Origin of the sequence: Bradyrhizobium sp. WU425, assembly GCF_021052305.1 — a bacterium.
In the GTDB taxonomy this organism is placed as follows: Bacteria; Pseudomonadota; Alphaproteobacteria; order Rhizobiales; family Xanthobacteraceae; genus Bradyrhizobium; species Bradyrhizobium canariense_D.
The window spans coordinates 2453395-2465982 of the sequence record NZ_CP088089.1; the positions used below are offsets into that span (position 1 = coordinate 2453395).

General features: G+C 63.7%; 10 protein-coding genes. 2 read left to right on the forward strand and 8 right to left on the reverse strand.

Going from position 1 to position 12588, the window contains the following annotated elements; translation table 11 throughout:
* Positions 1-152 precede the first annotated feature (152 nt).
* The 8 genes from BcanWU425_RS11695 to BcanWU425_RS11730 form a co-directional block, all read right to left on the reverse strand.
* Positions 153-1394 (reverse strand): ABC transporter substrate-binding protein, encoded by a 1242-nt coding sequence (locus BcanWU425_RS11695; RefSeq protein ID WP_026233382.1) that lies wholly within the window; start codon positions 1392-1394, stop codon positions 153-155.
* Positions 1395-1435: 41 nt separating this feature from the next.
* Entirely contained in the window at positions 1436-2917 is a 1482-nt protein-coding gene (locus BcanWU425_RS11700; protein ID WP_204512009.1) for an ATP-binding cassette domain-containing protein, read from the reverse strand.
* On the reverse strand, positions 2917-3843 hold the full coding sequence (locus tag BcanWU425_RS11705) for a branched-chain amino acid ABC transporter permease (RefSeq protein ID WP_085350215.1): 927 nt from the start codon (positions 3841-3843) through the stop codon (positions 2917-2919). The genes BcanWU425_RS11700 and BcanWU425_RS11705 overlap by 1 nt, the downstream gene beginning before the upstream one ends.
* Before the next feature lies 1 nt (position 3844).
* The gene (locus BcanWU425_RS11710; RefSeq protein ID WP_018457493.1) at positions 3845-4720 is read right to left on the reverse strand and encodes a branched-chain amino acid ABC transporter permease; all 876 of its coding nucleotides are present in this window, start codon (positions 4718-4720) and stop codon (positions 3845-3847) included.
* A 104-nt stretch (positions 4721-4824) separates the two neighbouring features.
* Positions 4825-6066 (reverse strand): ABC transporter substrate-binding protein, encoded by a 1242-nt coding sequence (locus BcanWU425_RS11715; RefSeq protein WP_026233384.1) that lies wholly within the window; start codon positions 6064-6066, stop codon positions 4825-4827.
* 250 nt (positions 6067-6316) lie between these two features.
* Positions 6317-7420, reverse strand: a complete 1104-nt coding sequence (locus tag BcanWU425_RS11720; protein ID WP_204512008.1) for an NAD(P)/FAD-dependent oxidoreductase — start codon at positions 7418-7420, stop codon at positions 6317-6319.
* Between the two features lie 10 nt (positions 7421-7430).
* Positions 7431-8609 (reverse strand): calcium-binding protein, encoded by a 1179-nt coding sequence (locus BcanWU425_RS11725; protein ID WP_204512007.1) that lies wholly within the window; start codon positions 8607-8609, stop codon positions 7431-7433.
* 198 nt (positions 8610-8807) lie between these two features.
* Positions 8808-10028, reverse strand: coding sequence for an SMP-30/gluconolactonase/LRE family protein (locus tag BcanWU425_RS11730; RefSeq protein WP_085350211.1), 1221 nt, complete (start codon positions 10026-10028; stop codon positions 8808-8810).
* A 276-nt stretch (positions 10029-10304) separates the two neighbouring features.
* On the opposite strand from BcanWU425_RS11730, the gene BcanWU425_RS11735 reads away from it, so the two are divergent.
* The gene (locus BcanWU425_RS11735; protein ID WP_018457498.1) at positions 10305-10568 is read left to right on the forward strand and encodes a hypothetical protein; all 264 of its coding nucleotides are present in this window, start codon (positions 10305-10307) and stop codon (positions 10566-10568) included.
* A gap of 429 nt (positions 10569-10997) precedes the next feature.
* Positions 10998-12560, forward strand: a complete 1563-nt coding sequence (locus tag BcanWU425_RS11740; RefSeq protein WP_018457500.1) for a 2-isopropylmalate synthase — start codon at positions 10998-11000, stop codon at positions 12558-12560.
* Positions 12561-12588 lie beyond the last annotated feature (28 nt).

Genomic DNA, 12588 nt, shown 5'->3' on the forward strand with positions numbered 1-12588 from the left:
GGAGATAACGGCAGGATCGCAGGATGGGTCCACAGATGCCAGCGCACCGGTTGCGTTCTGCACAAAGCGAAGGCCCGCCGCGATTGAAGCGACGGGCCATGCAAGGGCGATGGGGCGCTCGGGACGGGGCCCTGGTGCCCCAGCGTGGCGTGTTACTGCGACAGCTTCACGAAGCTCGGAAACTTCAGCTTGCCCTCCGCGATCTTCTCGGGCCAGACCACGACCTGCTTGGAGTCCTGCCACTGGAAGACCAGACCGGATACGGTCGTGGGACCGGACTTGATGCCGTGGGTGAACTCGTCGTCCTTGCCGTAGAACTGGATGCGGCCGATCGTGCCCTCGTAGTCGGTCTTTTCGAGCTCAGCGACCATCTTGTCCGGATCGGTCGAGCCGGCGCGCTTGATCGCCTCCGTGATGAAGTAGACTTCGTCATAAGCGGTGTAGCCGGTGTAGGCCGGCGGCGAGCCGAACTTGGCCTTGAAGGCGGCCGCGAACGGCTTCGTCTTGGAGGTCACGGCGACGTCGGGCGTTGCGACCGCCAGCGACGGCACGCCGTCGGCGGCGCCATTGGTGTCCTTCCAGAAGGTCGGGCTCAGCGCCTGCGCGCTGATGCCGAACATCGGGACCGGCACCTGCTGGTTCTTCCACTGCACCGTCGGCTGCACGCCGACATGCGAGATGCCGGTGACGATCACGTCCGGCTTCTTGGCCTCGATATTGTTGAAGATCGGCGTGAAGTCGGTGGTATCGGGCGAGAACCGCACGTGCTCGACGACCTTGAGGCCTGCTTTCGGAAGACAGGCTTCGTAGCCGACGTCGAGCGGCTTGGTCCAGGCGGCGTCCTCGCTCATGATCGCGGCCGTCTTGAACTTGAGCTTCTCGACCAGCAGATCCTTGGCGGCGTCGCAGACGAGCTGCGCTTGTGCGGCCGAGGTCAGATAGCCGTGGAAGGTGTATTTGTTCTTTTCGTAGTCGTTATGGATCGCCTTGGTGATCTCGTTCGAGGCCGCGCCGGGGGTGATCAGCGGCATCTTCAGCCGCGCTGCCCAGGGCTCGAGCGCCAGCACGACCTCGCTGATATAGCTCGCGATCACGGCGGAGACTTTGTCCTCGCTCACCGCGCGCTGGAACGCGCGCACCGAGTCCGCCGAGGAGCTCTTGTTGTCGTAGGTCACGATCTCGATCTTGCGGCCGAGAATGCCACCCTTGGCGTTGATCTCGTCGGCGGCGATCTGCGCGCCGCCGGGCGTCGCGGCACCAGCGATCGACTGCACCTCGGCGATGACGCCGATCTTGATAGGATCGTTCGACTGCGCATAGGCGGGAGCAGCAAGGCACAGCGCCAGCGCGGAGGCGAGGAGGAAGCTGCCGCTCAAACTCTTCGATGGTCGCATGGTCGTTTCCTTTTGCTTGTTTTGTTGTTGGTATGGGCGAACTAGAGAAAATCGGCGCCAGCCTCCGCGGCGAAGCGGCCCGGATCGCCCTCCCAGACGATCCTCGCATGCTCGAGCACATAGACGCGGTCGGCATGCGGAAGCGCGAAGGTCACGTTCTGCTCGCCGAGCAGCACCGTAATCGACGTCGTCTGCCGCAGCCTCGTTAGGGCCTTGGACAGGAGTTCGAGGATGACGGGGGCGAGACCCAGCGTCGGTTCATCCAGGATCAGGATCTGCGGCTGCATCATCAGCGCGCGGCCGATCGCAAGCATCTGCTGCTCGCCGCCGGAGAGCGTTTGCGCCATCTGGCCCTGACGCTCTTTCAGGATCGGGAATAGCTCGAACAGCCAGGCGAGCTGTGCCGCGCGCTTGTCGTCGGCCAGATGTTGCCCGCCGAGATCGAGGTTTTCGCGCACGCTCATCTCGCCGAACAGCTCGCGCGATTCCGGGCACTGCACGAGGCCGCTGCGGGCGATCTTCGCCGGCGTCGTGCCGCGCAGCTTCTCGCCGTTGCGCACGATCTCGCCGCTATAAGGCAGGAAGCCCGAGATGGTGTTGAACAATGTGGTCTTGCCGGCGCCGTTGAGACCGACGATCGAGACGAACTCGCCCTCATGGACGTGGATCGAGACGTTGTCCAGCGCCTGCGCCTTGCCGTAGAACACGCTGACATTCTCGACCTGGAGCAGCGGCACCTTGTCCTTGAAGCTGGTCTCGGGCCGCGCATGGGTCTCGATGGCGCCGCCGAGATAGACCCGCCGCACCGTCTCGTTCTTCATGACGTCCTCGGCCTTGCCGGTGACGATCTCCTCGCCGAGATACATCGCGAGCACGCGGTCGACCAACGCCGCGACGCTCTTGACGTTGTGGTCGACCAGCATCACCGCGCGGCCCTCGTCGCGGAAACTGCGGATCAGGTCGGAAAACATTTCGACCTCGGCCCGCGTCAGCCCGGCAAAGGGCTCGTCCACCAGCACGACCTTGGGATCGCGCGCGATAGCCTTTGCCAGCTCGAGCCGGCGCAAGTCGGCGAAGGGCAGCGTCGGCGGGCGGCGGTTCATCACGTTGCCGAGCCCGACGCGATCGGCGATCCATTTGGCGCGCTCGAGCAGCGCCTTGTCCGGAAACAGCATGAACAGGCTGTCCGGCAGCAGCGCGACCATGATGTTCTCCAGCACAGTCTGCCGGTTCAGCGGTCGCGAATGCTGGAACACCATGCCAAAGCCCTTGCGCGCGATCTTGTGCGCCGGCAAGCCCGCGACGTTCTCGCCCTCGAATACGACTTCGCCTGATGTCGGGCGTTCGATGCCCATGACGCTCTTCATCGCGGTCGATTTGCCCGAGCCGTTCGGGCCGATCAGGCCAAAGATCTCGCCGCTATTGACCTCGAAGCCGAGGTTCTTCACCGCCGTCAGTCCGCCGAAGCGCTTGGTCAGGCCGCGGACTTCGAGCACGGCCCGGTTTGAAGATCGCATATCCATCACGAGCGCGCCTCACGCGAGAGGGCCGCTCCGAGAAAGCCGCCGGGGAAGAACAGCACGACGAGCAGCGCGACAGCTGAGACGATGAAGGTCGCGAGCTCGCCGGTGGGCCTGAGGAATTCGCCGGCGACGATCAGGAAGATCGCGCCGAGTGCCGCGCCAAGCACGGTGCGCCGGCCGCCGAGCACGGCCGAGACGATCACGTTGACGCCGACCGCGACGTCGACGACGGTGCCGACCGAGGCGGTGCCGAAGTAGAACACCAGCAGCGCGCCTGATAACCCCGAGAAGAACGCACTGACGATGAAGGCGGCGAGCTTGTGCTTGACGATGTTGAAGCCGAGCGCGCCGGCCTGGACCGGGTCCTGGCCGCTGGCTTGCAGCACCAGGCCAACAGGCGATTGCGACAGGCCATAGAGAATGGCCGCCGAGATCGTCATGAAGCCGAGCGCGATCCAGTAATTGACGCCGGCGTTGATGGAGATGACGTCGGGAATGGTCAAGCCGATCTCGCCGCCGGTGAGGTCGGCAAACACCACGATGAAATTCTGCAGCATCAGCACCGCGACCAGCGTGGTCAGGCCGAAATACGGTCCGCGCACCCGAAGCGCCGGCAGCGCCAGCACGAGGCCGGCGATGACGGAGGCGAGCGCGCCGAGCACGATGCAGAGATAGACTGACCAGCCGAACTGGGCATTCAGGATGCCGGCGGTGTAGGCGCCGACGCCGATCAGGAAGGTCGGCCCGAAATTGACCTCGCCGGCGAAGCCGAACAGCAGGTCCCACGCCATTGCAAACACGCCGAAATAGAAGGCGACGGTGAGAAGCCCGAGCACGTAGCCGGAGACGTAGAGCGGCAGCGTCGCCGCGATGACGACGAGCGCGAATGAGATGAAGAACAGGCGTGTCGTAAAGAAGCTGGCCATCTCAGCGCCTCCCCAGAAGGCCCTGGGGCCGGATGTACATCACGAACACGAGCAGCAGCAGCGCCGGAATGGTGCGGTAGGCTGGCGAGACCAGATAGGCCGTGAGCGTTTCGAGATAGCCGACCACGAAGGCTGCGATCAGCGAGCCGGAGACGCTGCCGAGGCCGCCGAGCACGACGATCGAGAACGCGCTCGCGGTCAGCGGTCCGACGCTGTAGGAGCTGACGCCGAGAAACATTCCGAGCAGCACGCCGGCGATGCCGGCGAGGATGCCGTAGATCGCCCACACCACGACGTAGATGTTGGTGAGCTCGAGGCCGAGCAGGGTGACGCCGCGTGGGTTCATCGAGGCCGCCAGCACCGCCTTGCCGGTGCGGGTGCGGTTCACCAGGAGCCACAACAGAGCGATGACGAAGCAGCACACGATCGCGGTAAAGATCTCGTTCCTGGGCGTGCGGACGCCGAGAATCTCGACCACGCCCTCGACGATCGGCAGCACGGTCTTGGCGTTGTTGGTGAACAAATAAGCGATCACCTCCTGGATCATGATCCCCCATAGCAGCGTGCCGGTGAGGACGAAGATCTCCTTCTCTTCATTCGGGATGCGCCGGGAATCCTGGATCGGCTTCACCACCGCGAAATAGGTCGCAAAGGATGTAAGGAGGGCGACACCGACGCCGATCAGTGCGCCGGCATAGGTGCCGACATTCAGGATGCTGGCGGCAGCCCAGGCCGCCACCGCTGCCGCCACCATGATGGCCCCGTGGGAGAGGTTGAGGACGCCGGAGACGCCGAAGATCAGCGTGAAGCCGGTGGCACCGAGAGCATAGAGAGCGCTGATGGCAAAGCCATCGATCAGAATCTGGAAAGCACGCATCTAGGGTTGGCAATCCGATTTATGAGAGACGATGTTGCTGGAGCAACGTGCTGCGGGGGCCGCATGTGGAAGCTCCCGGGAGCTGGTCCCGGGAGCGTGTCCTGCTAGTTCGAGAGCTTGATGAAGCTCGGGAACTTGACGTCGACCTTGGCGACTTCCTTGGGCCAGACCGCGCTCTGCTTGCCGTCCTGCCATTGCAGCATCAGCCCGGTGATCAGGCCCTTGCCGTATTTGATCGAGTGCGTGAACGGATCGTCCTTGCCGTAGAACTGGACACGGCCGATCGTGCCTTCCCAGTCGGTCGTCTCCAGAGCGGCGACCAGCTTGTCGGCGTCGGTCGAGCCCGCGCGCTTCACCGCATCGGCGATGTAGTAGACCTCGTCATAGGCGGTGTAGCCGGCATAGGAGGGATAGTTGCCGAACTTCTTCTTGAAGGCTTCGGCGAACGGCACTGATTTCGGCGTCACCGCGACGCCTGGGCCGGAGACGCCCTGGTAGAGTACGCCCTCGGCCGCCTGATTGGTGTCCTTGCCGAAGGTCTCGTTGGTGGCCTGCGAGGAGATGCCGAACATCGGGATCGGCACCTGCTGGTTCTTCCACTGCACCGTCGGCTGCACGCCGACATGGGAGATCCCGGTGATGATCACGTCGGGCTTGGAGCCTTCGATCTTGTTGAAGATCGGCGTGAAGTCGGTGGTATCGGGCGAGAAGCGGATGTGGTCGAGCACCTTCAGCCCGATCTTGGGCAGGCATTCCTCGTAGCCGATGTCGAGCGGCTTGGTCCAGGCGGCGTCCTCGCTCATGATGACCGCGGTCTTCATGTGCATCTTGTCGACGAGCAGGTCCTTGGCGCCGTCGCAGACGGAAAGCGCCAGCGCGGCGGAGGTCAGATAGCCGTGGAAGGTGTACTTGTTCTTCTCGTAGTCGGCATGGACGCTCTTGCTGATCTCGTTGGAGGCGGCACCGGGCGTGACGAACGGCGTCTTCAGCCGCGAGGCCCAGGGCTCCAGTGCCAGCACGACTTCGCTGATGTAGCTGGCGATGACCGCATTGACCTTGTCCTCGTTCACCGCGCGCTGGAAGGCGCGCACTGAATCTGCCGAGGAGGAATGATTGTCGTAAGAGACGATCTCGATCTTGCGGCCGTCGACGCCGCCATTGGCGTTGATCTCGTCGGCGGCGAGCTGTGCCGCCTGGGGGATGGAGGCGCCGGCAATCGCCTGCGCTTCCGCGATCACGCCGATCCTGATCGGGTCGGCCGCAAGCGCCGCGCCTGACGTCATCAACACAGCGGCCGCGGCGGTACCGAGTGCTATTCGCAACGCAACAGAGAGCGGTTTCTTCATCTTGTTCTCTCCCTTAACAGGCCTCTTATGAGCCATTATGCCGCGACTATACCGGCGGAGACATTCTCGGCAAGTGAAACCGCGTTCAGGATTGTGAGGCACGAACTAAAGTCTAGCGCTGGGCAATAGCGGGCAGGAAAGCTGTCGGACCCGTTTCACGCGCAGGCATGCAGATTTCGTCGGTAGGCATGCGCAGCTATCGCGGGCGCACAGCAACCGGAACGCTGAATTGCGATGCCGTCGCGTCGGCTCAGCGCGCTTGCAGCAGCGATGGATCGAGCGGCGCGAGCCGGGCCGGATCGAATGGCGAGATGTCGACGTTGCGCGTCGCACCCTCCGCGATCAGTTGCGCCATGACCTCGCCCGTGGCGGGCGCATTCAGGATGCCCCATACATTGTGCCCCGTCGCAACATACAGACCTTCACTTCGCGGCACCTTGCCGATCAGCGGCAGGCCGTCCTGTGTCACCGGCCGGAAGCAGGCTTGTTGCGCAATGATCCTCTCGGAGCGGAACAGCGGCGACAGCCGCTCGGACATGGTTTGCAGGCGCGCGATCGCGTCGTGGTCCGGCGTCACGGCAGCCGGATCCAGCGGAAGCGGCGCGATGTCGGAGAGAGCGGTGATATGCGTGCTGCCGTCGGCGCGAGGAAAGATCTCGATCGACACGGCAATGCCATTCTCTTCATACTCCACGAACAGCGCATCGGCCGGCACATCCGTGTCGGTGTCGTACACGATGCTCGGGCTGCGCTGGCCGTAGACAGCGGGCAGGCTCATCCATTGCGCCGCGAGCAGCGACCATGGTCCCATCGCGATCACGACGGCGTTCGCCTCGACGATGCGGCCGTCGACCTCGACGCCTGTCGCGGTCGTGCCGCCCGCATCGCGCATGATGCCGGTCACCTGGCCGGTGCGAAGCTCGGCGCCTAGCGCGATCGCCGCGTTCATCACGGCTACGGTGAATTTTTTGGGGTGAACGATCGCGGCGGTCTCCATCGTGCCGATGCGCTGGGCGATGATGACGCCGTTGCTGAGCCAGCCGAGCGCGGACGGTGCATCCCGGGGCGGGTGGCCATCGGCGGCAACGAAGCCGCTATAAGCGGTCATCGGGCGATAGCCCCAATCGCCTGCGATCTGTTCCGGCAGCTGCGCATGGATCGCAAAGCTCCGTCGCGCCAGCGCATCGAGCGGCGAGCCCTCGCACCAGTCGCGCGCGAGGAAGCCGCCCGCCTTGCCTGATGCTGCGGCCGCGACGTCTGCGCGCTCCACGACGATGACGTCGATGCCGCGGCGGCGGAGAAACCAGGCGGTGCAGGCGCCGATGACGCCGCCGCCGCAGATCACAACGCGCACGAATGCTCTCTCATACAATGAAATCCTTTGCATGGAGATCCGCGGTATGGATCCCCTCCAGCGTAATCGTATCGGTCGCCGTCAGGTGGATCACCGCGCTTCCTGTGCTGTCATCGCTGATCAGGCTTTTCAGCGCCGCCCAGTCTGCGAAGCCGTAATCGTGCAAATTGATCAAATCATGCTCTCGCGCCGTGACAGCCTTGTTGCCCTGGTCGAAATCGTTGATCACGTCCAGGCCTGAACCTTTGTTGAAGACGAATCTGTCGTCGTTCGGTCCGCCCCAGAGCTGGTCATTTCCGCCACCGCCATTCAGCATGTCCTTGCCGCCCGTGATTGAGCCTGCCGTGAACGGAGCGTAGGTCTGTGCATCACCATACAGCAAATCGTCGCGGCTGCTGCCGAGGAGGATATCATCTCCGCCATGCGCATTACCTAACATGTTCGAGGCGTCTCCGACGAGCACGATGGACGTGGAGTCCGGGTTGCCGTCGACGGCAGCGATCAGGATATCGTTGCCGCCGTGGGTATCGTCGCTCATGTAGCCGGCGTCTCCGACCAGAGACGCGGCGCCGGATTGGGCTCCGGCGCCGACGGTGTAGCTGAGGATGTCGTTGCCGCCGTGCGCATCTCCGCTCATGGAGACGAGGGCATCGCCTGATATCGAAGCGCCGCCGTAACTGCCGACCTGGGTCACGCTGAGAATATCATTGCCGCCACGCGCGTGATCGCTCATGGAACTGCCGGAGTCTCCGCTGAACGTGCCGGACGATCTGTTTCCCATCGATGCAATGACGACGTCATTGCCGCCGCTCGTGTCGGCCGACATCGCGCTTTCGGCATCGCCAAAAATGCCGAGAGACGCGTAGATCGATGTCGATGCATCGACATGAAGTACATCGTTGCCGCCATGGGCGTCGCCGGACATCGCCTGCGCATCGCCGTCCAGGAACACGTAGTCCCCGAAGCCTGTGACGGTCGCGGCGAGATGGTCGCCTCCTCCGTGAGAATGTCCTTGGAGGGTCTGGTCGTCGCCAACGAATATCAGGACCGCGTTGCCACCGTCGACGGTCGCGATCATCCTGTCGCTGCCGCCGCGGCCTCCGTTCGGAAGGCCCGGGTCTCCGAACTCCGTCACGAATTGCTGGTTCCCCACGCTGACGATGATGGTGTCGTTCGGCATACGGCGCATCGCGCAACTCCCGGTTCAAGTCGGGCGCGAGAACGAAGAGCATCATGCCTTTGCACCGCGCTGCGGCCTTGCCGCGCGATTCAATCTTCGTTGGATTAATGGCGGAGATTTGCCCGCGGCGTAATTTGATTGCGATCAGGGAACCGCGGGCGCCGGCGATCCACGCCGACGCCCGTGCTTGCGATCTTGCGCGCGGGCTCAGCCCGGTCCGGCGCCTTGCGTGGCCGTGTACACCGCATAGAGCGATTGGCTCGCCGCCATGAACAGGCGATTGCGCTTGGGGCCGCCGAAGCAGACGTTGCCGCACACTTCGGGCAACCGGATGCGGCCGAGCAGCTTGCCCTCCGGCGACCACGTCGTCACGCCGCTGTAGCCGACGGCGCGGCCGGCATTGCTGGAGGCCCAGACATTGCCGTTGACGTCGCAGCGCACGCCGTCCGGTCCGCACTTCACACCGTCAATCACGCACTCGCTGAACCGCTTGTGGTTGGTGAGCTTGTTGTCGGCGCCGACGTCGAACACGAATATTTCGCCCTTGCCGCCGGGGCCGGTGTCGCCGGGTCCCTTGCCAGTCGAGACGACGTAGAGCTTCTTGAAGTCCGGCGAGAAGCACAGCCCGTTGGGATCGGGCACCTGCTCCTCGGTGACGACGAGATCGACACGGCCGCTAGGGTCGATGCGATAGCAATTGGTCGGAAGCTCGCGCTTGCCCGGTGCGAAGCCGGCCGGCTGTCCAATCCGAGGATTGAGCTTGCCGCCGGAATTGCTCGGACCGCCCGCGGCATCGGGCTCACCTTCGTAGAGCTGGCCGCCATAGGGCGGATCGGTGAACCAGTAGCTGCCGTCAGGATGCGCGACGACGTCGTTCGGCGAGTTCAGCTTCTTGCCGTTGTAATTGTCGCAAAGCACGGTCGCGGTGCCGTCATGTTCATAACGCGTCACCCGCCGGGTCAAATGTTCGCAGGAAAGTTGACGGCCCTGGAAATCGAACGAGTTGCCGTTGGAATTGTTGGACGGCGAGCGGAACACGCTGACGCGACCGTCGTCTTCGCTCCAGCGCATCTGCCTGTTGTTGGGAATGTCGCTCCATAGCAGATAGCGGCCCTGTGCACTCCACGCCGGGCCTTCAGCCCACAGCAAACCCGTATAGAGACGCTTGATCGCAGTGTTGGGCTGCGCGAGATCGTTGAAGGACGGATCGACTGTGACGACATCGGGGTCCCAGAAATAGGTGGTCGGCGCGCCGTTGGGACCGAAATCGCGTGGCGGGGTGGTAATCGTCGTCGGCGGTGCGGCTGGTCCGGTCTGGGCCAGCGCGGAGCCGGCGCCGGCAAAAGTGGCGGCGCCGAGCGCAAACCCCTGAACGAGCGTTCGTCGTGAAAGCGCAGCATCCTGGTCACGCTGCTTTTGGCGTGTCATCGCGTCCTCCCGGTCATGTTCGGCTAGCCGGTTGATCCGGCCGAGCAGGGCAAGGTTAGTCCGGTCCGATGACGGTTGCGAGGGGGAGGTACGCATCCTCAGCGAGATCGGGGCGGCAAAGCGCTGCAACGTCGAACATGGAAACGACAAATTCATCAGGCGTGACGGGGTTTACCGGAGCTGTCTTCGGGACATTGCCAAGCAGGGGAATGTCAAGCCTTGACCTCCTGCGCGATGCTGGCAGAACGTCATTCGGGGCGTAAGTCGGAGTTTACTGTGGTCGCTGTCGTCGTACTGGTTTTGCTGCTCGGGATTGCATTTGCGGCCGGCTATTTCACCCGCGACTACGTCTCCCGAAAAAGACGAGCCGAGGCGCGCCGCTGGCGTGAGTACAGCGAGCCGGATTGGCTCAGTGCCAACGCACCAGCCAACACCAACGATATCGCGATCGCTGGCACGGCTACGCCGGTTGCCACCAGCGAGCTCGGTCAGATGCTGAACCGCTGGGAGAGCAGGGCTCGCGCTCGCCGCTCGGCATAGCTTGACCGCCTTGCCGGCGTTCGGTCGGCCAAACAATTGGCACCGGTCACGCATCCGGCGCTGCGATCATGTCAGCCCTTCTGTCCATCTTTTGGCGTTGCGGTTGCTGCCATTTCTCGTCTAGAAACGACGCATCGAGCCTCCCGGCAACCAACCGTCAACGGTTTTGACCGAGGATTTGAGGGCTCAAAGGGTCCGGTAATGCTGATTCGCGGCCAAATCGATGGGATTTCGGGGGAGGTGGCTCTTGCCGCCGCCGCGATCCCGGCCGCGCTGCTGCCTACCCTCCTGATTGGCGGGCTTCTTCTTACTTGCCCCTGAGGGCCGGCTGGGCGCCATGCGCCTGGGCGCTCAGGGGTTGGTCGAGATCACCGGACACCTCAAGCGCCGAGAAGACTGACGGCGCAAAAAGCTCAAAAGGAAATTCAAATGGCCCCCGTGAACAAGTCCGATAAGGACCGCGTCATCATTTTCGACACCACCCTGCGCGACGGCGAGCAGTGCCCCGGCGCCACCATGACCTTCGAGGAGAAGCTCGAGGTCGCCGAGATGCTGGACGATATGGGCGTCGACGTCATCGAGGCCGGCTTCCCCATTACCTCGGAAGGCGACTTCCAGGCGGTCAGCGAGATCGCCCGCCGCTCCAAGAACGCCGTCATCGCCGGTCTGTCGCGTGCCCATCCGGCCGACATCGACCGCTGCGCAGAAGCGGTGAAATTCGCCAAGCGTGGCCGCGTCCACACCGTGATCGCGACGTCGCCGCTGCATATGCGGGTGAAGCTGAACAAGACCCCGGAGCAGGTGCTCGAGACCTCGGTGGCCATGGTCGCGCGCGCCCGCAACCAGATCGACGACGTCGAATGGTCGGCCGAAGACGGCACCCGCAGCGAGATGGACTATCTGTGCCGCATCGTCGAAGCCGTCATCAAGGCTGGCGCCACCACGGTGAACATTCCTGATACCGTCGGTTACACCACGCCCGACGAATACACCCACTTCATGAAGACGCTGATCGAGCGCGTGCCGAACTCGGACAAGGCGGTGTTCTCCGTGCACTGCCATAACGACCTCGGCATGGCGGTGGCGAACTCGCTGGCAGGCGTCATTGGCGGCGCGCGCCAGGTCGAGTGCACCATCAACGGCATCGGCGAGCGTGCCGGCAACGCCGCGCTGGAAGAGATCGTGATGGCGATCAACGTGCGCAACGACAAATTCCCTTTCTGGAATAAGATCGACACGACGCAGCTGACCCGCGCCTCGAAGGTGGTGTCGGCGGCGACCTCGTTCCCGGTGCAGTACAACAAGGCCATCGTCGGCCGCAACGCGTTCGCGCATGAGAGCGGCATCCATCAGGATGGCGTGCTGAAGGACGCTTCCACTTACGAGATCATGCGGCCCGAGATGGTCGGCCTCAAGCAGTCCTCGCTGGTGCTGGGCAAGCATTCCGGCCGCCACGCCTTCGTGCACAAGCTGGAGGAGATGGGCTACAAGCTCGGTCCGAACCAGCTGGAAGATGCGTTCACGCGGATGAAGGCGCTGGCCGACCGCAAGAAGGACATCTACGACGAGGACATCGAGGCGCTGGTCGACGAGGAGATGGCGGCTTCGCACGACCGCATCAAGCTGACCTCGCTGACCGTGATCGCCGGTACCCATGGCCCGCAGCGCGCGACGATGAAGCTCGATGTCGACGGCCAGATCAAGATCGAGGAGGCCGAAGGCAACGGGCCGGTCGATGCCGTGTTCAACTGCATCAAGCGCCTGGTGCCGCACGAAGCCAAGCTCGAGCTGTACCAGGTCCACGCCGTGACCCAAGGCACCGACGCGCAGGCCGAAGTCTCGGTGCGGCTGTCGCACGAGGGACGCGCGATGACCGCGCGCGCGGCGGATCCGGATACGCTGGTGGCCTCAGCAAAGGCCTATCTCGGCGCGCTCAACAAGATCGTCATGAAACGCCAGCGCGACACCGTAACGACCGCGGCGGCGAGCTGAGGTTGCTACTACCGCCTCTTCCGGAAGC